21 protein-coding genes are annotated in these 22,781 nt (G+C 60.2%); 8 read left to right on the top strand and 13 right to left on the bottom strand.

Annotated elements, in window-relative coordinates:
* On the top strand, positions 1-333 hold a 333-nt coding region (locus C934_RS0113685), incomplete at its 5' end, for a cytochrome c1 (protein ID WP_018857244.1).
* A gap of 116 nt (positions 334-449) precedes the next feature.
* A complete protein-coding gene (locus C934_RS0113680) occupies positions 450-992 on the top strand; it encodes an adenine phosphoribosyltransferase (protein ID WP_018857243.1) in 543 nt (180 codons plus the stop codon).
* A 9-nt stretch (positions 993-1,001) separates the two neighbouring features.
* On the opposite strand, the gene C934_RS0113675 is transcribed toward C934_RS0113680, so the two are convergent.
* Together C934_RS0113675 and C934_RS0113670 are read right to left on the bottom strand one after the other, a co-directional pair.
* Positions 1,002-1,469 (bottom strand): MaoC family dehydratase, encoded by a 468-nt coding sequence (locus C934_RS0113675; protein WP_018857242.1) that lies wholly within the window; start codon positions 1,467-1,469, stop codon positions 1,002-1,004.
* Positions 1,466-1,936, bottom strand: coding sequence for a MaoC family dehydratase (locus tag C934_RS0113670; RefSeq protein ID WP_026371798.1), 471 nt, complete (start codon positions 1,934-1,936; stop codon positions 1,466-1,468). Before C934_RS0113670 ends, C934_RS0113675 begins: the two co-directional genes overlap by 4 nt.
* Positions 1,937-2,017: 81 nt before the next feature.
* On the opposite strand from C934_RS0113670, the gene C934_RS0113665 reads away from it, so the two are divergent.
* Entirely contained in the window at positions 2,018-3,097 is a 1,080-nt protein-coding gene (locus tag C934_RS0113665; RefSeq protein ID WP_018857240.1) for a hypothetical protein, read from the top strand.
* Between the two features lie 23 nt (positions 3,098-3,120).
* Here C934_RS0113665 and ychF read toward each other — a convergent pair whose 3' ends face one another.
* Positions 3,121-4,224, bottom strand: a complete 1,104-nt coding sequence (ychF, locus tag C934_RS0113660) for a redox-regulated ATPase YchF (protein WP_018857239.1) — start codon at positions 4,222-4,224, stop codon at positions 3,121-3,123.
* 181 nt (positions 4,225-4,405) lie between these two features.
* On the opposite strand from ychF, the gene clpS reads away from it, so the two are divergent.
* A complete protein-coding gene (gene clpS / locus C934_RS0113655) occupies positions 4,406-4,717 on the top strand; it encodes an ATP-dependent Clp protease adapter ClpS (RefSeq protein ID WP_025661709.1) in 312 nt (103 codons plus the stop codon).
* Here the strand turns inward: clpS and C934_RS31955 are convergent.
* The 5 genes from C934_RS31955 to C934_RS0113630 all read right to left on the bottom strand — a co-directional run bounded on the left by C934_RS31955 (position 4,663) and on the right by C934_RS0113630 (position 9,885).
* Positions 4,663-5,172 carry a GNAT family N-acetyltransferase gene (locus C934_RS31955; RefSeq protein WP_018857237.1) on the bottom strand — a complete coding sequence of 170 codons (510 nt, stop codon included), beginning with the start codon at positions 5,170-5,172 and terminating at the stop codon, positions 4,663-4,665. The genes clpS and C934_RS31955 overlap by 55 nt on opposite strands.
* A 2-nt stretch (positions 5,173-5,174) precedes the next feature.
* Complete coding sequence (gene pth / locus C934_RS0113645; protein WP_018857236.1) at positions 5,175-5,891, bottom strand: aminoacyl-tRNA hydrolase; 717 nt, start codon at positions 5,889-5,891, stop codon at positions 5,175-5,177.
* Positions 5,892-5,981: 90 nt separating this feature from the next.
* Complete coding sequence (locus C934_RS0113640; RefSeq protein WP_018857235.1) at positions 5,982-6,701, bottom strand: substrate-binding periplasmic protein; 720 nt, start codon at positions 6,699-6,701, stop codon at positions 5,982-5,984.
* 22 nt (positions 6,702-6,723) lie between these two features.
* Positions 6,724-9,084, bottom strand: a complete 2,361-nt coding sequence (locus C934_RS0113635) for an EAL domain-containing protein (protein WP_018857234.1) — start codon at positions 9,082-9,084, stop codon at positions 6,724-6,726.
* Positions 9,085-9,270: 186 nt separating this feature from the next.
* Entirely contained in the window at positions 9,271-9,885 is a 615-nt protein-coding gene (locus C934_RS0113630) for a 50S ribosomal protein L25/general stress protein Ctc (RefSeq protein ID WP_018857233.1), read from the bottom strand.
* 337 nt (positions 9,886-10,222) lie between these two features.
* Between C934_RS0113630 and C934_RS0113620 the strand changes: the two genes are divergently transcribed.
* The 4 genes from C934_RS0113620 to C934_RS0113605 all read left to right on the top strand — a co-directional run bounded on the left by C934_RS0113620 (position 10,223) and on the right by C934_RS0113605 (position 17,981).
* Positions 10,223-12,301, top strand: a complete 2,079-nt coding sequence (locus C934_RS0113620; protein WP_018857232.1) for a putative bifunctional diguanylate cyclase/phosphodiesterase — start codon at positions 10,223-10,225, stop codon at positions 12,299-12,301.
* A gap of 83 nt (positions 12,302-12,384) precedes the next feature.
* Complete coding sequence (locus C934_RS0113615; protein WP_018857231.1) at positions 12,385-13,836, top strand: hypothetical protein; 1,452 nt, start codon at positions 12,385-12,387, stop codon at positions 13,834-13,836.
* 122 nt (positions 13,837-13,958) lie between these two features.
* On the top strand, positions 13,959-17,216 hold the full coding sequence (locus C934_RS0113610; protein ID WP_026371797.1) for an adenylate/guanylate cyclase domain-containing protein: 3,258 nt from the start codon (positions 13,959-13,961) through the stop codon (positions 17,214-17,216).
* Positions 17,217-17,303: 87 nt separating this feature from the next.
* Entirely contained in the window at positions 17,304-17,981 is a 678-nt protein-coding gene (locus tag C934_RS0113605; protein ID WP_018857229.1) for a peroxiredoxin-like family protein, read from the top strand.
* A 106-nt stretch (positions 17,982-18,087) separates the two neighbouring features.
* Here the strand turns inward: C934_RS0113605 and C934_RS33655 are convergent, their stop codons facing one another.
* The 5 genes from C934_RS33655 to pgeF form a co-directional block, all read right to left on the bottom strand.
* The gene (locus tag C934_RS33655; protein WP_082728609.1) at positions 18,088-18,687 is read right to left on the bottom strand and encodes a Kazal-type serine protease inhibitor domain-containing protein; all 600 of its coding nucleotides are present in this window, start codon (positions 18,685-18,687) and stop codon (positions 18,088-18,090) included.
* A 98-nt stretch (positions 18,688-18,785) separates the two neighbouring features.
* Positions 18,786-19,718 (bottom strand): ribose-phosphate pyrophosphokinase, encoded by a 933-nt coding sequence (locus C934_RS0113600; protein ID WP_018857228.1) that lies wholly within the window; start codon positions 19,716-19,718, stop codon positions 18,786-18,788.
* Positions 19,719-19,824: 106 nt separating this feature from the next.
* Entirely contained in the window at positions 19,825-20,655 is an 831-nt protein-coding gene (locus C934_RS0113595) for a hypothetical protein (RefSeq protein WP_018857227.1), read from the bottom strand.
* An 82-nt stretch (positions 20,656-20,737) separates the two neighbouring features.
* A complete protein-coding gene (locus tag C934_RS0113590; protein WP_018857226.1) occupies positions 20,738-21,889 on the bottom strand; it encodes a M24 family metallopeptidase in 1,152 nt (383 codons plus the stop codon).
* A 5-nt stretch (positions 21,890-21,894) separates the two neighbouring features.
* Positions 21,895-22,689: a peptidoglycan editing factor PgeF gene (gene pgeF, locus C934_RS0113585; RefSeq protein WP_018857225.1), complete on the bottom strand. Its 795-nt coding sequence runs from the start codon at positions 22,687-22,689 to the stop codon at positions 21,895-21,897.
* Positions 22,690-22,781: the final 92 nt, after the last annotated feature.

The raw sequence follows: 22,781 nt of genomic DNA, 5'->3' as shown, positions 1-22,781 counted from the left end.
GACTACATCTACTCGCTGCTGACCGGCTACGACCAGCAGCCGCCGGCCGGCGTCCAGGTGGCCGAGGGCACGCACTACAACCCGTACTTCGCCGGTGCTGCTGCTCTCGCCATGCCAAAGCCGCTCTCCGACGGCCAGGTCACCTATGACGACGGATCGCCGGCGACCGTCGACCAGTACGCCAAGGACGTCTCCTCCTTCCTGATGTGGGCCGCCGAGCCGCATCTCGAGGAGCGCAAGCGCACCGGCTTCATGGTCATGGTCTTCCTGGTCATCTTCTCCGGACTGATCTACCTGACCAAGCGCTCCGTCTACGCAAACAAGGAACACTGAGGGATTTGCCCAGAGTTTAGGGAAAGGCGGCCTTCGGGCCGCCTTTTTTGTTGGTTCCGGCACTGGCAGTTGATAGGGTGCAGCCGAATTGAAGCCCTGCAGAATACGGACATTCCATGAGTGATACGATTTCGGAGCTAGCAGCCAGCATCCGCTCCATCCCGGATTACCCCAAGCCCGGTATCATTTTTCGCGACATTACCACGCTTCTCGGCAATCCGCGTGCCTTCCGCCGCGCCGTTGATGAACTGGTCCAACCCTATGCGGGCCTGAAGATCGACAAGATTGCCGGAACCGAAGCGCGGGGCTTCATCCTGGGCGGCGCCGTCGCACACCAGCTCTCCGCCGGGTTTGTGCCGATCCGGAAGAAAGGCAAACTGCCACGCGATACGGTGCGCGTTGCTTACAGCCTTGAATATGGCGTGGACGAGATGGAAATGCACCTGGATGCGGTTCAGCCGGGCGAGAAGGTTATCCTCGTCGACGACCTGATTGCGACCGGAGGAACGGCCGTCGCCGCGACGCAGCTTCTACGGCAGATGGGGGCGGAGGTTGTTTCTGCCTGCTTCGTCATCGACCTGCCGGACCTTGGCGGTCGCCGAAAACTGGAAGAGCTTGGCGTGGACGTTCGCACGCTGGTGGAATTCGCGGGCCACTGAGGCCCGCGACTATTCAAATTCGATGACGGTGCTTTCGAACCGGACCACCGGCGTGCCGTCAGCGAGCACCCCCTCGCAAAAAATGGTGTTCAAGCGACGCCCCGGGCGGGACACCAGCGGGCGGCTCGAAAGCAGCGTGACGGAATAGGTCACTTCCTCGTCGGCGAAGACCGGCCGGAGCCATTGAAGTTTCGTGAAGCCGGGAGAGGGGCCAAGCTTGGGCGGCTTGATACCCTCGCTTGCCAGTCGCGCGCATTCCGCGCTCCAGTAGGCAACGAAGGTTTTCATCCATGCCGCGCAGGTGTGCCATCCCGACGCGCAAAGGCCGCCAAAGAGCGAAGACTTCGCTGCCTCGGCATCCAAATGGAACCGCTGCGGGTCGAAGCGCTCCGCGAAGTGTACGATGCGCTCGGCCGTGAACAGGTAGCTGCCGATTTCTGTCTTTTCGCCACTGGCGTAGCGTTCAGCCATGATCATGCGGTCTTCTCCAGCATGTCACGCAGGGCGAACATGATCGAGTTCGCTGAGAGGCAGACGAGTTCGCCCTTCTGGTTTTCGACCTCGTGGCAAAATTTCACCATACCGATGCCCGGTCTCGAGCGCAGCGCGCGCGACTCGATGACCGTCGAATGGCCGGAGAGCGTATCGCCGGCAAGGACAGGCTTTCGCCATTCCATGAAATCGACACCGGGCGCACCTTGGGAGAACGAATTGACGAGAAAGCTCTCCGCCATCATGCGCATGAACAGCGCGGACGTGTGCCAGCCGGATGCCGCCAGTCCACCGAGAATGCTGGCGCGGCCCGCTGCCTCGTCGACATGCATCGGCTGCGGGTCGAATTCGCGCGCGAACTCGATGATCTCCTCTGCCGTTACTGCTCTCGGGCCGAGCGCAAAACGCCGACCCGGCTGAAAATCTTCAAAGGCGAGTTTCTGATCGGACAAATTCTTCTTCACCTCGTAGGAGTTTCAGAACGACTACAATAGCATTCGACGCGACTCAACGATTCCCACGAGATTTTGAACATGCCAGAACTGAAGTTGATCCTCGATGAGGCTGAGCGTGAAGGCATCATTGCGCGCCAGGCTGCTGACCGGCTACTGCCGTTCCTGATTGCGCGCGGCGTCAAGGTCGATCAGCCTTCGCCCGAATTGCACAGACCGTTGGCGCCTTTTTCGGATACCGAAACGCCGAGCTTCGTGCGCGGCTTTCACGACGTCCTGATAACCATCGGCATCATCGTAGCTTTGGCCGGCCTTTGGGGCATCGCTTCGATCTATGCCGTGCTGCCGGCAATCGTTGTCCTTGCCGAGATCCTTGTTCGGCGTCAAAGGCTGGCGCTGCCGGCCGTTGCGCTAACGATCGCACTTGCCGTCTGGACGGCAAGTGCGGCCGCGCAGTGGCTGGACGACTCACTTTCCTTCGTTGCGATAGGTGGCAACGTTGCGCTGCAGTACACCCTTGCCTTTCCAGTCGTGCTGGGGCTCTTCTATCTGCTTTATCGCGTACCGCTCGCGCTTGCCCTGACGATCATGGGGGCGGCTGTGGTCTTTCTGCAGCTGGTCCTGCGCGCGCTTGGCTGGCTGACCGGCGATCCTCTGTTCGAGGTCAATCATCCGCTCGTGTTGTCGATCATCGCGATCGCGTGTGCGGTCGGTCTTTTTGCCTTGGCCATGACATTCGACCTGCGGGACCCGCTGCGTCGTACAGTCAATTCCGACGTTGCCTTCTGGCTTCATTTGGGTGCCGCGCCGGCTTTGCTCTATAGCGTCATTTCGCTTGCGGGGCTCAGCGGCGGTACGCTTGCCGCGTTGCAGACCGTGTCGTTTCGCACGCCGGTGGTCATCGCGACCGTCATCGCGCTCATGCTGATCGGGCTTGTCATCGACCGGCGTGCCTTCGTGACATCGGGATTGGTATCGCTGGGCTTTGCTGTCTACGGCATCTTCCGCCAGGGGGACGCGCGCGTCGATACCTATATTTACATCACGCTTCTGACCGTTGGCGTGATCGTGCTCGTCATTGGGACCGGATGGATGCCGCTTCGGCGGTTCGTGATGCGCCGGCTGCCGGTAGCGATCCAGGAGAAACTGCCGCCGGCATAGGCGGCAGTCGCCTCGGTTCCGCTTTAGGTGTTGAAGCGGAAGTGGATCACGTCGCCGTCCTGGACGACATATTCCTTGCCTTCGTCACGGCCCTTGCCTGCTTCCTTGGCGCCGACTTCACCCTTGAAGTTGATGTAGTCGTCGTAGGAGATGGTGAAGGCGCGGATGAAGCCGCGTTCGAAGTCGGTGTGGATGACGCCGGCAGCCTGTGGCGCCTTGGTGCCGCGAACGATCGTCCAGGCGCGGGTTTCCTTGGGGCCGACGGTGAAATAGGTGATCAGGTCGAGCAGATGGTAACCGGCACGGATCAGCCGGTCCAGCCCGGCTTCCTCGAGGCCGAGCGCCGATAGGAACTCGGTTGCTTCTTCTTCGGGAAGCTGGGCCACTTCGGACTCGATCGCGGCCGAGATGATGACGCATTCGGCGCCCTGCTTCTCGGCCATGGCGGCGACTGCCTTTGTGTGTTCGTTGCCGGTCGAAGCGTCGGCTTCCGCGACGTTGCAGACATAAAGGACCGGATGCGACGTCAGGAGGTTGAGGCCCTTGAGGATCTCGATCTCCTCGGCCGCCAGCGTCTTCAAGAGCAGGCGTGCGGGCTTGCCTTCGTTCAGCAGCTTGATCACGGCTTCCATGACCGGCAGCTGTGCCATCGAGTCCTTGTCTTTGCCGGTGGCGCGCTTGCGGGTCTGCTCGACGCGGCGCTCAAGGCTTTCGAGGTCGGCGAGCATCAGCTCGGTCTCGATCGTGTCGGCATCGCCGACCGGGTTGATGCGGCCCTCGACGTGTGTGATGTCGTCGTCCTCGAAGCAGCGCAGCACATGCACGACGGCGTCGACTTCCCGGATGTTGGCGAGGAACTTGTTGCCGAGACCTTCACCCTTCGACGCGCCGCGCACCAAGCCGGCGATGTCGACGAAGGAGATGCGGGTCGGGATGATTTCCTTGGAGCCGGCGATTGCCGCCAGCTTCTGCATGCGGGGATCTGGAACGGCGACTTCGCCGGTGTTCGGCTCGATCGTGCAGAAGGGATAGTTTGCCGCTTGCGCTGCTGCCGTTTTGGTGAGCGCGTTGAAGAGTGTCGATTTGCCGACATTCGGCAGACCGACGATACCGCATTTGAAGCCCATGGCCTGAAAACCCGCTGTTCTTGAATTCGTTGGTGCTGGCTATGGGATAAAACGCGCCTTGCGGTCAAGCTTTTAGCGCAAGTCTCTTGCATTCTGAGGGGTTGAACGCCCGCCCTTGCAGCGCAATATAGACACCGGCGAACGTTCTCGCCTCTCCATGTCATCAACGGGTGGGTTTCCGATGAGTGACAACGATATTGCCCTTAAACCGAAGACAAAGTCGAAGCCGAAGCTAGACCGGCCGAAGCTCTATAAGGTGATCCTTTTCAATGACGATTACACGCCGCGCGAATTCGTGGTGATGATCCTCAAGGTCGTCTTCCGAATGAGTGAGGAGACCGGCTACCGTGTGATGATGACGGCGCACAAGATGGGATCAAGCGTTGTTGTGGTCTGCACGAAGGATATCGCCGAGACGAAGGTCAAGGAGGCGATGGATTATGCCAAGGAGGCCGGTTTTCCGCTGATGTTGACGGCGGAGCCGGAGGAGTAGTTGTCGGCGCGCCGGACCTGATAGCCTGTCTTGTCCTGCGTGAAGCCGCAGTTCTCGTAGAAGCGCAGCGTCGCAGGATCCTTCGAGCCGGTTAGCAGCATCACCTTGTAACAACCTGCTTTCCATGCGGTTTCGATGGCGTGCTGGATCAGCACCCGTCCGTAGCCCCGCTGCCTGTAGCGGGCCGCCGTGACGACGTTTTCGATCAGCGCATAGGATGCACCATTCCTGGTCAGGTTGGGGACGACGATCAGCGTCACGGACGAAGCGGCGGCCTGACCTGCGATGCCGACGAAGACAGTCATTCCCGGTTGCGCGAGGATCGCTTCGAACCGCTCTTCGGCACGCTCGCAGTCGATGACCGGATCAGCAGGGTTTAGGTCATGGTAGAGAGCAAGCAGGCTCGGAAGGTCGGCGGCCTCGGCGGAACGAATGACGAGTTCGTCGATTGACATACTCAATCACCCTTGTTGCCGAACATCTTCTTCAGCATTTCGGCCATTGGTCCTGTCGTGGGCAACTTCGGCTGGTTGTTGTTGCGGGCCGCGCGGATATGAGACTTCGCCACCGGCTTTTTCTCTGGCTTCGGCGTTTCTTCTTCGGCCTTGCCGCCGAGTGCAAGTGCCAGCTTGTTCATCAGCTGGGAGTCTTCCTTGCGAACCAGCATGTCGGCGTTATCGGCAAGTGCATCCAGCAACGGCTCGAGCCAAGCCTGATCGGCCTTGGCGAAGTCGCCGAGCACGTGATGCTGCACCAATTCCTTGACACCAGGGTGGCCGATGCCGAGCCGCAGGCGGCGATATTCCTTGCCACAATGAGCGTCGAGCGATTTGATGCCGTTGTGACCGCCATGGCCGCCGCCCGTCTTGAGGCGTGCCTTGCCTGACGGCAGGTCGAGTTCATCATAGATTGCGACGAGGTCGGCCGGCTGCAGCTTGTAGAAGCGCATGGCCTCGCCGACTGCTTCGCCCGAGAGGTTCATATAGGTCTGCGGCTTGATGAGCAGCACCTTCTCGCCTGCAATTTCGCCTTCGGCGATCTCGGCCTTGAACTTCTTCGACCAGGGCGAAAAACTATGGCGGCGGTAGATGGCATCGACGGCCATGAAGCCGATGTTGTGGCGGTTTCCGGCGTATTTGCCACCGGGATTGCCGAGACCCGCGATAACAAGCATGGCTCGTTCATTCCTTGCAATGTGCTTTATGCGTTCACCACCGCGAAACGGCGTCAAAGTCAAGACGGCGAGACCGCAAACGTTGAAAAATCAGTCTGCGGGGCTCAGGCCATACGTGATGAAGATGGACTTCTGCGTGCCGTCGGCAATCAGCTTGTCCAGCGCCGCCTGCATCTTGGCCAGCAGGTCGCCAGGGAAGTCCTTTTCGCAGGCGATCCCCATTTGTTGCGTGGAAAGCACCGTGACCTTCTCCAAGGGTTGTTCTGCCTTGAGCTTCTCGAAGTAGATTTCGGTGATAGGCATCATGTCGATGCGGCCATTGAGCAGCTTGCGCAGCGTCGAATTGAAGTCAGTGGTGACGTCGAGCTTCGTGAAGCCGCTCTCCTTCAGTGTCATCTCCGTATAGTCTTCGCGCTGGGTACCGACCGTATACTTCTTGGCTTCCTCTAGATCCTTGGCTGCCACGCCGGAGCCCGTTCTGGTGATGAGGATGTTGCGATCGACCAGCAAGGGTTCGACCCATTTGAACATCGGGTCGCGCTTCGCATTGTGAGCGGTCGTAAAGACGCAGCTCATAGGGGTGGTCTGGGCAAGATTGTAGGCCCTGGCCCAAGGCATCATCTCGATCGTGTAGTCGATCCCGGCGTCCTTCATCACTTTTTCGACCTGCTCGACCGACGCGCCTTTTACGGTCTTTCCGTCGCGGTAGCTGAAGGGGGGGTATTCCTCCGTGGCGAGTGTGACGCCGGCGGCAATGGCATGTGTCGAGGCACCGAGGCTCAACAGAATAGAAAGCAGCAGTCTCTTCATCGTGTTGCTCTTCTTCCCCGGTTCACGAAGCTCGTGCGATGAGCTGGCCCGACGCTGACAGGCGCTCGATCAGAGCGGCGGCATGCTGCGGACGATGGAATAGGTATCCCTGACCGAAGTCGAGGCCCATTTCGTGCAGCGTGTGGCATTCGTCCTCGGTCTCGATACCCTCGGCGATAACGGTGCAGCCCATCCTGTGGGACAGCGTCGTGATGCTCTCCACCAGCGTGCGGCTCTTTTGGCGAACGTCGTCGTTGGCGTCGTTTATTGACCGGGTGAACGACTGGTCGATCTTGATGATGTCGACCGGGAAGCGATTGAGATAGCTCAGCGACGAATAGCCCGTGCCGAAGTCATCGAGGGCAATCCGGCAGCCGAAGCGGCGCATCTCGGTAACGATAGTGCGGATCAGCGGATTGTTATGCATCAACACTGCCTCCGTGATTTCGACGACGATGCGCTGCGGGAGGATTCCGTGGCGGCCAAGCAATGCGGCAAGGCGCGCGGGCAGGGCGGCTTCGAACTGCAAAGGAGAGAAGTTGATGGCGAGATAGCTGTCCTGCATGCCCGGCAGCCTGGAAATGGCTGCAAGGTGGGCGATCGCCTTCTCCATAATGACATTACCGACGCGAATGATCTTGCCCGTCTCCTCCGCGACATTGATGATCTCGGCCGGCGCCATCAAACCCTTTTGCGGATGGTTCAGGCGCATCAGCGCCTCGAAACCGGCGACTCCGCGGCCGTTGAGGCTGACAATCGGCTGCAAATAGGCGTCGAACCAATCCTCCGCGAGGCCTGCCTCGATGTAGGTCTCGATTTCGGCGCGAGCCCTAGCGTGGTCCATCATGCGGTTGTCGAAGAGCTGCGCACCGTTCTTGCCGTCGCGCTTCTTCGCGTACATGGCCATGTCAGACTTCTGCAACAGCTCGGCAGCGTTCGCGGCATGACGCGGGTAGATGGCGATGCCGACGCTGGCGCTCAAATGCAGGTCCGGACCGAACGGCTCGACAAAGATGGAGGCGATCTGCTCGGCCATCGCGCCCGCCCGCCGCGCGGCATCTTTTGCCGGCAGAAGGATTGCGAATTCGTCGCCGCCCAGGCGTGCCGCCTGGTCCGATGGCGCCAGATGCATCCTCAATCGGTCGACAAACTCCCGAAGAGCCCTGTCACCCTCGGCATGGCCGAGATTGTCGTTGATCCATTTGAAACGGTCGAGGTCGACGAACAGGCAGGCAAGTTCCTGACCGAGCGCGTCCGCCTGCTGAATTTTGGTATCGAGCACGGACTCGAAACCCTGACGGTTCAGCAGGCCGGTCAGATGGTCGCGGATTGCTTGCTCGTGATTGCGTGCCTCGGAAGCTTTCAGCTCGGTGACATCGGTCATTACCGACAGCGAGAGCCGGTCATGACCCGCGGTGGCTGCTGTCGATTCAAGGATGAGCACATCCATGATGCTGCCGCTGGCGCATATGAACTTGACCGTCACGTCGAATGCGGCGCCGCCATCGAGGTCATTCTTGCGCCCGAGGAAGGCCTCACGCGTATCTGGTGTAACGAGGTCTGCAAACCTGCGGCCGACCACCTGCGGCCGCTCATAGCCGGTCGCGACGAGCCAATAGTCGCTGACCGCCGTTATGCGGTCATCCTCGTCGAGCGAGAACAGCATCGCCGGCGTCAGGTCGTAAATGTCGACGGCACGGCGATGCGCGAGCTTCAATTCGCGCTCCTCGCTTTCGAGCTTCGACTGCATCTCATTGAAGCCGCTGGCGAGGCGTCCCATCTCGTCGTTCGATTGCCAGTTGACGTGATGACGCGAGCCCAGCTGGCGGGTTGCCTCGACGGCTGCCGTCAGGCGCATCAGTGGCCGGATGATGAAGATTCGATTGCCGATCAAGGCGGCGCTGAAGACGGCCAGCACCGCGAAGATGAAGATCGACATGAAGACGATCTCTTCGTGCTTGAGGCCGGAGAAGAGACCGAGCGCTGGATAGAACACGGAGATCGTGCCCAGGTTCTTCGGGCCGTCGATCGTGTTGTATATGATCGCGCGCGACACCTGGACGAGGTTGCCGTTGAACGACTTCGGTATGGTCGACTGCGTGACGTCCAGCTGGCCGGACTGGTCGCGAACCTGGACCTTGACGATCGCGCCCTGCGAAACGATCGTCGCGCTGATCTGCGTCACGCTGTCATCATCAAGGTCCCAGAGCGGCTTGGCGAGGGCCTGAGAATTGGCGACAAGAAGAACCGAGATGTGGTCGCGTATTTCCTTGTCTGCGCGCTCGGAAGAAAGAAAAAGAAAAAGGACGAACAGTGGAGCAACGAAGAGCAGCAAAGCTCCGCAAATGATTGCCAAAAAACGATTTTCAACGGAATTGTGCATTGTTCCGTTTTGCTCCCAGCCGCACTTTGCATTCACGGTTTTCGACGCCCGTGGGTCTTTCAAAAACGTACCGGCATGCTTCCATGAAATGTATTAAATGTTGCTGAAACAGGCTCCTTGCAACCAATGAAAAGGGCCCGCCTTCGAGAGAAAGCGGGCCCTATGCTTTACAAATCATGGAAGCGATCAGGCTTCTGCTTCGCCTTCTTCTGCAACCGTTTCGTCAACGCCGCCAGCCGGGGCGATAACCGTCGCAATCGTGAAGTCGCGATCGGAAATGGTCGGCGTTACACCCTTCGGCAGGGTAAGGTCGGAAATGTGGATGCTGTCGCCGATCTTCTTGCCGTTCAGGTCAACGTTGAAGAATTCCGGGATCGCATCAGCCGGGCAGTGAACTTCGATTTCGTGACGAACGATGTTCAGAACGCCGCCAGCCTTGAGACCCTGGGACTTCTCTTCGTTGATGAAGTGAACCGGGATTTCAACCGTGACCTGGGTGTTGCCGGAAACGCGCAGGAAGTCCACGTGCATCGTGAAGTCACGGACGGGATCCAGCTGGTAGTCCTTCGGCAGAACCTTGTACTTCTTGCCGTCGACCTCGATGGTCGCGATCGTGGTCATGAAACCACCGGCATGAATGCGCTTCGTCACCTCATTGGTGTTGAGAGCGATAGAAATGGGGGCCTGCTTGTCACCATAGATGACAGCGGGAATCAAACCGTTGCGGCGAAGTTCACGGGCGGACCCCTTACCAACCCGTTCGCGCGCCTCGGCCTTGAGCTCGTAGCTTTCGTGGCTCATGACTTTTCCTTCCGAGGTTATTTGGAGAGCCCCGCGGAGGCCTATGCTTGCCGCGGAACTGGAGGCGGGTTACCCCATCCTCATCCGCGTTGCCTCCAAGGGTGTCTGCGCGGACGCGTGCGCTATAGTATAGATGTGACGGAAACGCAAGCTGGTGCCTTACAGGTGGCGGGGATCATGGTGCGGGACAAGCACTTGGCGAGTGGCACCAGGCAACGGTTGCGGAAGTTGAAGCGGATCGCGAAGGCTTAACTATACGGCCGGATTTCCCCCAGAGATTAAGTAATACAAAATGTCGGCGCGGTTATGAAGGCCAAAACGCAACCTGGTCTCTCCGATGCCACGTCTCCTTACCTGCATTGCAGCCGAACACAGCTGGCCGCACCTGACCTTTGCAACCGTGATCTGCCTGCTTGGCTCGCTACTCACGGTACGGCTTTTTTCGCGGGTTCGGCGCACCCATGGGTTCCAGAAATTCAATTGGCTGTTCCTGTCAGGGTTCGTCGGCGGCGCGACAATTTGGACGACCCATTTCATCGCCATGCTTGGCTTCCGAGCGCCGACGCTCAGCGGTTATGAGTCGGATCTGACGCTGCTGTCGCTTTTCATCGGCATCGCCTCCGCCATGATCGGCTTTTCGGTCGCCTCGATGCGAAGCCAGGACGCGCTTGTCGAGGCCGGGGGCGCAATCGTCGGCCTTGGTGTCGCAGCGATGCATTACGTCGGTATTGCCGGCTACAAGGTGGCCGGCGAGGTCCAATGGAATACTGCCTATGTCGTTACCTCGCTGATTGCGGCGGCCGGTTTTGGCGCGCTCATGGCGCGCCGGGTTGTGCGGCCGACGGCGCGCTTCAGCCCGGTTGGGGCGGCCTTGCCGCTGATCCTTGCGATCGTTTCCACGCATTTCCTCGGCATGGCGGGCATGACGATCGTCCCGGATGTGACGGTCGCAGTTCCTCGCGAAATTCTCTCGGTGGGCGTGATGACCAGCTTGGTCGGTACCGTCATGGTCATCATCCTGCTCCTCGGCGCATCCACCTACATTATCGACATGCAGTCGACGGAAGCGGCCGTCGCTCGCTATCGTCATCTCTCGCTTCACGATCCACTGACGAACCTCGCAAACCGCGCGGCGCTGAACGAACATCTCGCCACCGTGACCAAACGGACCCATGAAATCGGCTGGAATGTCGCCGCTCTCTGCTTCGACCTCGATCGGTTCAAGGAGATCAACGATGTGCATGGTCACGCGGCTGGCGACGCCGTGCTGCGGGCGATCGGCGAGCGGCTGGTGAAGGTCATGCAAAAGGGACAGTTCGTGGCCCGGATCGGCGGCGATGAATTTGTGGTCGTCATGCGCGATCACGTTGGCCGCTCCGAGGCCAGAAGTGTTGCGCAGCGCCTGCTCGACGAGATCGAGCGACCGGTCGAGTGGAATGGCCAGTCGCTTAGCGTCGGGTCCAGCATCGGCATCTCCAGCTTTCCGGACAAGGCGCGCACCGTCGATGACCTGCTTTCGCAGGCTGACGTTGCCATGTATCGTGCCAAGACGACGGCGGGGAGCAGTATCTGCTTCTACGATCCCTCGATGGACGAAGCAGCGCGGGAACGAAGTGCGCTGGCGATCGAGATGCGCGAAGGGCTGAAGAGGGGCGAATTCGAACTCTTTTATCAGCAGCAGAACGATACCATGACGCGTGCGGTGTTGGGTTTCGAGGTGTTGCTGCGCTGGAAACACCCGACGCGCGGCTACATCTCGCCGGTCGAATTCATCCCGATCGCCGAGAAAACGGGTTTCATCATGGAGCTCGGCGAATGGGTGTTGCGTAACGCCTGCGTGGAAGCGGCCAGCTGGAAGAACCCCTTGAGCATAGCGGTTAATGTCGCGGCCCAACAGCTCGCAGACAGCCGTCTGCCGCAGATTGTACAGCAGATTCTCGCCGAAACGGGTCTGGTACCGCCACGCCTCGAACTCGAGATTACGGAGACCGGCATCATTGCCGACCACGGGCACGCGTTGAACGCCATCCGCCGGCTGAAGGAGCTCGGCGTCAAGGTGGCAATGGACGACTACGGCACCGGCTATTCGTCTCTCTCCACGCTGCAAAGCTTCCCGTTCGACAAGATCAAGATCGACCGTGCTTTTGTCGATGGCGTCGTCACCAACAAGCAGTCGGCAGCGATCGTTCGCTCAACGCTCATTCTTGCGCAGAGCCTTGATATTCCGGTTCTCGCCGAAGGCGTAGAACGCGAAGAGCACGTCGATTTCCTCCGCCGCGAAGGTTGCCTTCAGGTGCAGGGCTTCCTCTTCGGAAAGCCGATGCCACGTCCAGACATCGAGGCCCTCGTCAATGGCGATGGAACAGGCGCGACAGATCGCCAGGTCGTTGCTTCGAGGGCCGATGCGGCGGCCTGACCACCGCACTGCAACACGGCTTGACATCCGCCGCGCGGAAACCTCACATGCTCGCAAAACACAAGCGGCGGAGGAGTTCGGATATGCGGCTCAATCTTATTGCGGCAACGAGTACGATCGCGCTCGCCTTGGCATCTGCGGCCTATGCCGCTGACATCAACCAGGCTGGGGCCAGGCAGGTTCAAGAAAGCCTGACGAGACTGCTGCCGAAGAGAGTGGCGAAAGACGGTTTCGTGACCGTCAATCCGGCTGGGACACGCTACGAGATCATCTATGATTTTGCGAAGCTTCTGAAGAGCATCGATCCGGGCAGCTTTACAGTCACCGGCTTGACGCCGTGGTCGATGTTCGCAACGCGATTGGATACCGGTCTGTGGAGCGTGGAGGGGAACAATTCCCTCAATGTGTCTGGCAGCTTCAAGGCGTCGGGACAGCCAAAGACGGAATTTGCCTACATCATCGAGACCTTCATTTTCAGTGGCGTTTTCGACCCGGCGATCAGCTATCTCCGCTCGGGCGACTTCTCTACGAAGGCCGTGAATTTCTCATCCAAGACCGAAGCCGAGGAAGTAAGCGCCGGCTTTGATAGCATGAAATACAAACTGACGTCGTCGGAGGGTGCTGCGGCCGGCACGACGAATTTTGCCACCAGCGGCTCGGCCGCGGGATTCCTAGAGAAGATCAGCAGTCGCGAAGTGCCTCCGGTCGAAATCCGCGCTGACACAATCGATTTCGCAGCGGCGGTGAACGGCCTGCCCGTGAACAAGGTTCGCGACATCATCATGTTCGTGGCCGACCACGCCGACGAGAAGAAACTTGCTGTGGCGGACGGCGAGAAGTTGAAGGAAATGCTTCGTGACGCGTTTCCGTTGCTGACGAGCTTCAACGAAACGATCGACTTCAACAATCTCACAGTGTCGAGTGCCGCGGGTAACGGTGGCGCCAAGAACCTCAATTATGAGGTTGCACTCGACGGCGCGACCGACGCGACGCGCTTTGGAGTGGGTGTGACGGCGGATCAAATCAGTTTCGCGAGCGCGATCGTTCCTGCGGCCTATTCAGACTTCGTGCCCCGGCAATTGCAGCTGCAGTTGGCGATACCCAACATGGATTTTGCGGCGTTCGGCGATGAGTTTCTCAAGGTCGATTTCAGCGGCGCATCGTCAGAAGATAGCGGCAAGAAGGCGGTCGAGCGGCTCTTCAAGGGCGGCGAATTGGTCATGGAGTTCCCGAAGATCAGCGCGGTCTCGAGCGTTTACGATGCCGAGATTTCCGCAAAGGTCCGCGGACGGGTCGATACTTCCAAGGATTATTCCATGGAAGCGACGGTTCTGGCGCGTGATCTCGACAAGACGATCGCCGCCGTTCAGGAGCTTGCGAAGACCAACGCCGAGCTCAATCAGGTGTCGTTCGGCCTGATGATGGCCAAGGGCTTTGCGAAGACTGATCCCGACGGGCGTCAACGCTGGGATATCAGCGTCGCGCAAAACGGCTCCGTCACGATCAACGGCCAGGTCATCAAGGGCGCGGATTGAGCCTGCTACGTTAGCCTTGCAGCTCAAGGCGAGGGGCCTTGCGGGGCGCCCCCGGCAGGTCCATGCTGTGTTGCCAGTGTCGGCTCTCTAGGTGAGGCCGGTGCGCTCAGAGAGGCAGGCCGATGAATTGTGCCGCCTGTGGTTTTGCGATCGAAAGTCGTTTTGCGTTCTGCCCGAAGTGCGGCGCAAGACAACCGATCGTCTGCGCCTCCTGTGGCGAGACATGCCAGCCCGATTTTGCGTTTTGCCCAAAATGTGGAACACCTCTTGGCCCGGCCGAAGGTCGTGCAGTTCCTGCCGAACCGCCGCCGCGAGCAGTCCCGCCTACATCCATGCCTGACGATGCCGCCGACCGGCGTCCGCTGACCGTTCTGTTTGCCGATCTCTGCGGCTTTACTGCGCTCAGCGAGAGAACTGACCCGGAACTGATGCGCTCGCTGCAGAACGAACTGTTCGAGGAGTTGACGCGGGCCGTGGAGGCTTATGGCGGCTATGTTGACAAGTTTGTCGGTGACGCGTTGCTTGCGCTGTTCGGGGCCCCGACAGCACATGAGGACGATCCCGATCGTGCCCTTTGCGCAGCACTCGACATGATTGCGGGTGCTGACCGCCTTGGCGCCAAATGGCTGGATCTGGCCGGTGGAGATCCGCTGCAGCTGCATGTCGGCATCAACACAGGGCCGGTGGTCAGCGGTGGTTTCGGAGCGGCGGCTGCGCGATCCTACTCGGTGACCGGCGATACAGTGAATACGGCCCAACGACTGCAAACGATGGCGGGTCCAGGCGAGATACTGGTAGGCCCGGTAACCTACCGTCTGACGCGGCATGCGTTCGCGTTCGACAATCTCGGTTCGCTTGCCCTTCGCGGGAAGACGGGAAATGTACAGGTACATCGTCTCCTCGGACGGATGGAGACGCCTCACGCCGCGCGCGGTTTGGAAAGCCTAGGCCTGCACGCCGAACTCATCGGGCGTGACTCGGAACTGTCGCGGATGTCCAATTGCCTGGATCGCGCCAGTGGCGGCAATGCGCAACTCGTCCAGCTCGTCGGTGAGGCTGGCATCGGCAAGTCAAGATTGGTCAAGGAGTTTCTGCAGAACGTCGCCGAAGCCGAGCGGTTCGGGCAGGTGGTGGTACGGCGTGCCGTCTGCTCACCCCTCGGGGAGCAATCTTATGGGACGCTAGCATCGGTTCTACGCAGCGCCTACGGGATAGCTGAGCGGGAAACCGCAGCCCGGACGGCCGAACTGCTGGCAACGGGATTGGTCGACCTTGGTTTTAGCGAGAGCGAGGTCGCGGGTCTGACGCCGCTCCTTTCTCATGTCTTGGGCCTCGGCGATCCGGATGGAGCGCTGCGGTATGTCGAGCCAGAGCAGTTGCGGCGGCAGATCTTTTACGCCACGCGTACGATCTTTGAACGGCGGCTGTCGCTAAGCCCACTGCTGCTGGTGGTGGAGGATCTCCATTGGGCGGATGCCGCTTCGATCGAGGCGCTACGCTTCGTCCTGGACCGGCTCGAACGTACGCGCCTGATGATGCTGACGACAGGACGGTCGGTTGCCGAGGGCGAAGGCCTGGAGTCAAGCCGGATCAACCGCACCGTCATGCGGCTCGCGCCGCTTTCGAGTAAGGATGGCGAGGCTCTGCTGACGCAATTCTTTGGCGTGGACAGTTCCGTGCCTGCGAAGACGCGCTCACGAATTCTCGCGCGAGCGGGCGGCAATCCGCTGTTTATCGAGGAGATCGTACGGGCGCTGATCGAGACCGAGGCACTTCATTTCGAGAACGGATGCTGGCGCATGGCGGGTGGCGAAATGGGAACCGAGGTGCCGATGAGCCTGCAGGCGATGCTGCTGGCGCGCGTCGACCGCCTGCCGCCCGACGTCAAGCGTTTGGCGCAGGAAGCTGCCGTTATAGGTCCACGCTTCGATCTGGCATTGCTTCGCGCCGTCGCATCGGATGCAGAGCGTGTCGAGCGTGGGCTGGATTTTCTCTGCGAGGCCGAGGTCGTTGAGGAAACGCCTGGTGCTGCTTCGGCAAAGGCGATCTCTTATTGCTTCCCGCAGCAGCTATTGCACGATGCCATCTATGGCAATCTCTTGCTACAGCGCCGCAAGGAGCTGCATGCGCGTATCGGGGCCGCGATCGAGAGAATACATTACGGCATACCCGCTCGACTCGAGGATATCGCACAACTCGGCCGTCACTACTGCCGGGCCGACGAGGTGAGCAAGGGCGTCCGATACCTCATGGCCGCGGGTGATTTGGCCCGCAAGACCTACGCAAACGACGATGCGATGCGCCTCTACCGCGAGGCGCTTGCGGCAATTTCGGATAACCCGCAAGCCGGTTCGGAGTTGCTTGCTCTCTATGAACGGTTCGCTGATCTCTGCGGGCCGGCGGGAGAGCGGGAGACGGCCCGCGAACACTATGGCCGCGCACTGACGACCTTAAAGGAAGCTGGTGATCAGCCGGGTGCGGCGCGGATTCTGCGCAAGCTCGGCCGCCTCAATCTTGCTGCGGGCAGAAGTGATCTTGCGGACGCCGACTATGCGCAGGCCGCCTCGCTGTTGAGCGTGAGCAATGCACCCATCGAACTTGCCCATTTGCTTCAGGAGCGTGGGCATCTCGCCTTCCGCAAGGGCGATCAGACCGCTGCCGCGCGTTGGGCCGATGATGCACTGTCCTGCCTCAACACTGCAACATTGGATGGGGAAGGCTCCGTGGCCTCGGAGGCTGCGCAGGTGCGAGCGGAGGCGCTGAATACAAAGGGGGTGGCGCTGGCGCGGCTGGGGCGGCACCGCGAGGCGGTGCGCGAAGTCGAGCGAAGTCTGGAGGTTGCCGAAACGGCGGGGCTTCTCGGCGCGGCCTGTCGCGCCTATTCCAATCTCGGCGTTCTCTATACGATCGTCGATCCGCGGCGTGCCATCGATGTGTGTCGCCAGGGCCTCGATGTTGCCAAGCGCATCTCCGACCTCGGTTTTCAAGCCCGGCTTTTCGCCAACCTCGCGGTCGCCTGCTGCACCTTCACCGACAACTGTGCCAAGGAGGGAGTGCCGGCGGCTGAAAGAGCGATCGAGATCGACCGGGCGCTGGATCAGCGCGATCACCTGGCGGTGCCCCTCATCGTGCTCGGACAGATCCATCAGTGTCACGGGGAACCGGACCTGGCTCGGAACTACTACGAGGAAGCGCTTCAGCTCGCGCGTGAAATCGGCGAGCCACAGCTTCTCTTTCCATGCTATGATGGGCTTGCGACGTTGAACTTGGAAAAGGACGATATGGCCGAGGCGGAGCGCTACTTTTCGCTCGCGCAGGATGTTTGCGTCAGGCATGGGCTGGATCCCGACGCGCTGGTCGTGCTGCCCTTCCTGGATTGATTCAATGCCGGCAGGTAAGGTGCTGAGTTTTCGCTATTTTTTCTTCTGCTCGGCTTGCTCGCCGACGCGCAAATGAAGGAGGGTGCCATGCCCGAAAATCAAAGCGAGAGACCGCTGCAGCCCGGTGACCGCGCGCCGAACGTCATTCTCGATGCGATCACGCGTCAGGGCAAGATATCGATCGATGACTTCCGAGGACAGAAGCCGGTTTTGGTCGGCCTGTTTCGCGGGCTCCACTGTCCATTCTGCAGGCGGCAAATCGCCGCGATGGCGAGCCTGGCGGGCGACCTCCAGCAAAAGGGCATCGAAAGTCTGACGGTGGTCAATACGCCTATCGATCGGGCACGCCTCTATTTCCGGTATCATCCCTTGCCCAATCTGCTGGCGGCCTCCGATCCCGACAGGGTATCGCATCGCGCCTTCGGGCTTCCCAACATCGAGTTCACGCAATCGGAAACAGCGTGGCCCTACAAGGTTAGCCTCGACACGCTAACGTCGATGCGCGTCGATATGCCTGACCTGCCTGAGCCGATGGCCCCGCTGGCGGCTGTTGAATACCTCGACAATGCCGATGGTTACGAGTTCACGGACGACGACAAGCGGATGATTGCGACGGGTGAGGGCCAACTGGTCGGCGAGTTCCTTCTTGACCGCGACGGCGTCGTCAGATGGTGCTTTACCGAGGTGGCCGACGATGGCCGACGTATGTTCGGCGTACCGGCTCCCGAGGAGGTCATGTCGGCCGCGTCAAACATTGCTGCCTAAGCGACTGCGGTCAGTCAGATCCGCTTGTCGCGCTTTTACTCGTTTTCGAAAAACGGAGTTCGGCTCCCGCATAAGCGGAAGCCGACTTGTCAGGGTCGCCACTTCATTACCTGCATGCGCCCTGGCGTATGATGCGGAAGCCGCTGTTGTTAGCTTCACAGGTATTCGAGAAGGTGCGCAGTTGTGAACCTCGTTGGCCGCAGACTGGGCGGTACTCACGCGTGCATATGCCACCGGGCCGCGGCGGTGGCGGACGCTGCGGGCGCACTGTTATGCCGGGCTGGCGGCGGCACTGGCCGCGGCTGATGACCGTAAAGTTGGCTGCTTGAGCCTGGCACGCGTTAGAGAAGGTCTGAACACGTCCGCTGCGTTGGCCGCAGACCGGAGCGTACTCCATGGTACACACCTGCGGCCTCGACGGAAGAGGTGTCGGACGCGATGTCATCGGAGGCGGCCGGCGGCACTGGCCACGGCTGATGATTGTAAAGTTATTTGCACGCGCCTGGCATGCATTGGCGAAGGTCTGGACACGTCCGCCGCGTTGGCCACAGACGGGATTGTATTCCAGAGTGCATATCTGCGGACTGGGCGCGCGAGGTGGCGGGCGCCAATAATTGGGTCCTACGTCGGCAGTGCAGGCAGACAGAAGCGAAATGAGCCCAAACAGGGCGATCTTCCGAGGCAACAGGAAACCGGCGAGCGTCATGACTCTTCCCCTGCAGCTAGATTTCTTTTCAAATCCTAGCTCAAGTTGCATTTCCGGGGAAGATCAAACGTCTGCGGTGTTGAAAGTTTTGAAACGCTTCAGTCGAACAGGCTGGAAACCGACTCTTCCTGGCTGGTGCGGTTGATCGCTTCACCGATCAAGCTCGCCGTGCTCACAACGCGGATGTTGTGAGCTGACTGGACAGCCGTCGTCGGCTGGATCGAGTCGGTGATGACGAGCTCGCGAAGCTTCGACGAAGTGATGCGGGTGACCGCGCCCCCCGAGAGAACGCCGTGGGTAATATAGGCGGTGACGCTTGCCGCCCCTTTGGCAAGCAGCGCATCGGCTGCGTTGCAGAGCGTGCCGCCGGAATCGACGATGTCGTCGATCAGCAGGCAGTCCTTGCCTTCAACTTCGCCGATGATGTTCATGACTTCGGATTCACCCGGGCGGTCGCGGCGCTTGTCCACGATCGCCAGCAGACAGTCGAGACGTTTGGCGAGCGCGCGGGCACGAACAACGCCGCCGACATCAGGCGAAACCACCATGACGTTGCTGATGTCGTAGTTGGCCTTGATATCACGGGTCAGGACCGGGATGGCGTAGAGATTGTCCGTCGGAATATCGAAGAAGCCCTGGATCTGGCCTGCATGCAGATCGAGGGTTAGCACGCGATCGGCGCCGGCTTCCGTTATGAGGTTGGCGACGAGCTTGGCGGAGATCGGCGTGCGCCCCGAGGCACGGCGATCCTGGCGGGCATAGCCGAAATAGGGAAGAACCGCAGTTATGCGGCGCGCGGACGAGCGGCGCATCGCATCGATCATGATGAGCAGTTCCATGAGATGGTCGTTCGTCGGAAAAGACGTGGACTGGACGACGAACACGTCTTCACCGCGAACGTTTTCCTGAATTTCCACGAAGATTTCCTGATCGGCAAATCTTCTGACGCTGGCTTTGCCCAAAGGCACATTGAGATAGCTGCAGATCGCTTCGGCGAGATGCCGGTTCGAATTGCCTGCGAAAACCTTCATCTTGGTCCGCCTATTTCCTGCTGATAGCCGCGCTTTTTAGCCAGCTTGCTCCTGAATGCAAGGGCTAAGGCGTCATCTGCGCTCATATTTCTAAAAACCTTGTGGCTTAACCGCCGCGAGCATCGCGCCACGTTGAGAAGTCGGTGATGGTTTTCGAGGCGATTTGCTGCATAACCGAGGCGGGAACGCCGGCCCAGGGATCCAGCGCCTCCGAGGGTACGCTTTCCTGTCCCTGGATGCGGTGCAGGCGCGCGCCGCTGCCATCGAGAATATCCCAGACATAGACCACGGTGACCTTGCCGCTGTCGGAAAAGGCGGAGAGGTATCCCTTCAGAATGTAGGCGCTTGAGCTGTCGTTCGAGCTCTTGATGGAAAGGCCGTGCGAGCGGGCCTCCGCTCCGAGTTGGCGCGAAAGCGGTGTAACCGCCCGAACCGGTGCCCCGATGATAGGAAGGAAGCGGACGGTCGTCCCACCTGCCGAGGACGAACTCGTATTCAGCATGGCAGTCTGGGTTTGCTGTCTAGGCGGTTCGCGAGCGGGCGCTTCCACCATGTCTTCTTCCTCGGCCTGGGCGTTGGATATTGGCTCCGGCAGGGTCTGCGCCTTGATTGGCACGGAGGCTGCCGGCGAGCGCATATCGCTTTCCAAGGCCATCGCCTGGGCTTCCATCGTGGTAGGCGGTGCGCCTGAACCTTGACGATAGCTCGCCTGGCTGTAGGCGGGATGATATCCGTTCGACCGCTGCTGAGCGGCAAAGGCCTGCTGGCGGGGCTGGGTTCCTGCCATGCGTTCCACGTCGCCCTGCGTTACCGGCGATGAGCGCATGTTTGGTGAGGAATCGCCGATGTCGACCAGCGGGACCAAGGCGTCGGTGGTGTTGCAGGCGGTTAGGGCAAAGCAGGCAAGGAGCACTGGCGCAGTCGCGACTCGCGTCATCCCTCGTTACATCCTTCCCAGTGCCGGCCCCATGCACTTTATGAAGGCCGGTGCGGGTCTGTGTCAATTCCGGATTCTTGTCTCAGACGTTGATGAAATCCAGAGAGTGGCGGGAAAGCGCGCGGGGTGTGTTGTCCGTCGTGAGATAAGTCTGCCCGAGGGTCATCGCAGTTCCCGTGTCGGAATCCATGATGATCATGTGCACGAAGAGCGACATGTTCGGTTCGATTGCTTGCGGATTACCGACATGGAACATCTGATGCTCCATCCAGGATGGCGAGAAACGGGCGCCCAGCGAGTAGCCGCAGGCATTGAGGCGATGGCGCGACAGGCCGCGCTCGTCCATGATTTTCGCATGCATATCGAAGACGTCGCCGAAGCTGTGGCCCGGCCTCAATACCGTTTCGATTGCCTGGATGGTTTCGAAGCAGGCGTTGTAGAGTTCGCGATGGCGATAGCTCGGTTCGCCGATGACGACGGTACGCATCATTCCCGCATGGTAGTGCGCGTAGGCGCCTGCCCATTCGAGCGTCAACTGGTCGTTGGTATCGAGCTTGCGGCGGCCGGCCTTGTAGCGGCAAAGCAGGGCGTCCTCGGCAGAGCCGATGATGAATTCGTTCGCGGAATAGTCGCCACCACCGGCAAAAACGGCGCCCTGCATCGCGGCCAGAATATCCGCTTCGTCTGCGCCGGGATTGGTCAGCGCGAGTGCCGCATCAAAGGCATCGTCGGCCAATACAGCAGCGCGTTCAACATAGGCGACTTCGGCTGGGCTCTTGATCAGTCTCAGGCGGCTGACGAGATAGGACGCGTCGACGATCTGGCCGAAGGACGTCAACTGCGCGTCGAGCATCCGGGCTACGCGGCCCGTCATGCCATGGGTGTCGTATTCGACGCCGATCCTGGCTCCGAGCAGATCCATCTCGACCAGCAGGTTCCGAAGGTCGACGGTCGGATCGGCATTTACGCGGTCGACCCAGACTTGCACGTTTTCCAGAATGGAGGTGTGTTTCGCCTGACGCAGGTCGGCAGAGCGTGTGATCAGCGCCATCGTCCCGTCGGCCTTGACGACAAGCGTTTGGAAGAAGCAGTAGCCGAAGGTGTCGTAGCCGGTCAGCCAGTACATGCTTTCCTGGGCAAACAGCAGCAGGGCATCCAGCTTCTCTTCGCGCATCTTGTCTGTCAGACGCGCGAGGCGGACGGCGAATTCGGGTCGGTCGAAGTGCAAGGCCATACCGCTCAAATCTCCCTGATTGCGATTGCAGAAATCTGCCGACCGTAGTCCGGCTCTTTGTTATGTGTGGTCCGGCGGTACGAGAAGAAGCGCTCGGCATCGGGATAGGTGCAGAGCCCAAGGCTTTCTGCGCGGATGCCGGCGGCGCGCAGCCGGTCGATCGTCAGGGCAGGGAGGTCGAACATCGCGTGTTCAGGCTTTCCTGATGGCACGAAATAGCGCTCGTAAGATGGATCCTGAGCGACAAAGCGTTCCACAAATTCCGGCCCAACCTCGTAGCTCGCCTGGCTGATCGATGGGCCGAGGCAGGCAACGATGGCTTCGCGCTTCGCGCCAAGCTGGACCATCGTGTCGATCGTGTTTTCCAAAACACCTGTGAGGGCACCCTTCCAACCTGCATGAGCGGCGCCAATGACACCGTTTTCCGAATCGGCGAAGAGGATTGGCCCACAATCGGCAGCCAGCACCCCGAGCGCTATGCCCGGAGTTGCCGTTACCAACGCATCCGCTGAGGGGCGGGAGCCGTTATAGTTCCTGTCGACGACGACCACATCGGGAGAGTGTACCTGGTGCACAGTAGCGAGACGCTCGACAGGCAATTCAAACCAGCTAGCCACGCGGCGGCGATTCTCCTGAACCTTCTCGCGCTCATCGTGCGAGCCGAGGCCGACATTCAGGCCGCGATAAATGCCGTCCGAAACGCCGCCTTGCCGGGTGAAGTAGCCATGGAGAATTGCGTCGCCGGTTGCCTCTTTCAGCAGCGCGCTTTGGATCGGTGCCGGAGATGCTGCTTGCGTCATTAGAACTTCCAAAATTGCTTGAATGCTTGTGCGCCTTACTGGATGGCAATGCCTTGTCGATTGCCGCGGATGTTGGCCCAGCGGCGCTCGCG

The sequence above is a fragment of the Rhizobium sp. 42MFCr.1 genome, from assembly GCF_000377185.1.
Classification (GTDB): domain Bacteria; phylum Pseudomonadota; class Alphaproteobacteria; order Rhizobiales; family Rhizobiaceae; genus Rhizobium; species Rhizobium altiplani.
Note: the sequence above shows the minus strand (reverse complement) of the source record. Positions and strands in the feature narration are given on the sequence as shown.

Coding starts and splice junctions, on each gene's coding strand:
- C934_RS0113680 (WP_018857243.1), top strand. CDS start 450: ATGAGTGATACGATTTCGGAGCTAGCAGCCAGCATCCGCTCCATCCCG.
- C934_RS0113675 (WP_018857242.1), bottom strand. CDS start 1,469: ATGATCATGGCTGAACGCTACGCCAGTGGCGAAAAGACAGAAATCGGC.
- C934_RS0113665 (WP_018857240.1), top strand. CDS start 2,018: ATGCCAGAACTGAAGTTGATCCTCGATGAGGCTGAGCGTGAAGGCATC.
- ychF (WP_018857239.1), bottom strand. CDS start 4,224: ATGGGCTTCAAATGCGGTATCGTCGGTCTGCCGAATGTCGGCAAATCG.
- clpS (WP_025661709.1), top strand. CDS start 4,406: ATGAGTGACAACGATATTGCCCTTAAACCGAAGACAAAGTCGAAGCCG.
- C934_RS31955 (WP_018857237.1), bottom strand. CDS start 5,172: ATGTCAATCGACGAACTCGTCATTCGTTCCGCCGAGGCCGCCGACCTT.
- pth (WP_018857236.1), bottom strand. CDS start 5,891: ATGCTTGTTATCGCGGGTCTCGGCAATCCCGGTGGCAAATACGCCGGA.
- C934_RS0113640 (WP_018857235.1), bottom strand. CDS start 6,701: ATGAAGAGACTGCTGCTTTCTATTCTGTTGAGCCTCGGTGCCTCGACA.
- C934_RS0113635 (WP_018857234.1), bottom strand. CDS start 9,084: ATGCACAATTCCGTTGAAAATCGTTTTTTGGCAATCATTTGCGGAGCT.
- C934_RS0113630 (WP_018857233.1), bottom strand. CDS start 9,885: ATGAGCCACGAAAGCTACGAGCTCAAGGCCGAGGCGCGCGAACGGGTT.
- C934_RS0113620 (WP_018857232.1), top strand. CDS start 10,223: ATGCCACGTCTCCTTACCTGCATTGCAGCCGAACACAGCTGGCCGCAC.
- C934_RS0113615 (WP_018857231.1), top strand. CDS start 12,385: ATGCGGCTCAATCTTATTGCGGCAACGAGTACGATCGCGCTCGCCTTG.
- C934_RS0113610 (WP_026371797.1), top strand. CDS start 13,959: ATGAATTGTGCCGCCTGTGGTTTTGCGATCGAAAGTCGTTTTGCGTTC.
- C934_RS0113605 (WP_018857229.1), top strand. CDS start 17,304: ATGCCCGAAAATCAAAGCGAGAGACCGCTGCAGCCCGGTGACCGCGCG.
- C934_RS33655 (WP_082728609.1), bottom strand. CDS start 18,687: ATGACGCTCGCCGGTTTCCTGTTGCCTCGGAAGATCGCCCTGTTTGGG.
- C934_RS0113600 (WP_018857228.1), bottom strand. CDS start 19,718: ATGAAGGTTTTCGCAGGCAATTCGAACCGGCATCTCGCCGAAGCGATC.
- C934_RS0113595 (WP_018857227.1), bottom strand. CDS start 20,655: ATGACGCGAGTCGCGACTGCGCCAGTGCTCCTTGCCTGCTTTGCCCTA.
- C934_RS0113590 (WP_018857226.1), bottom strand. CDS start 21,889: ATGGCCTTGCACTTCGACCGACCCGAATTCGCCGTCCGCCTCGCGCGT.
- pgeF (WP_018857225.1), bottom strand. CDS start 22,689: ATGACGCAAGCAGCATCTCCGGCACCGATCCAAAGCGCGCTGCTGAAA.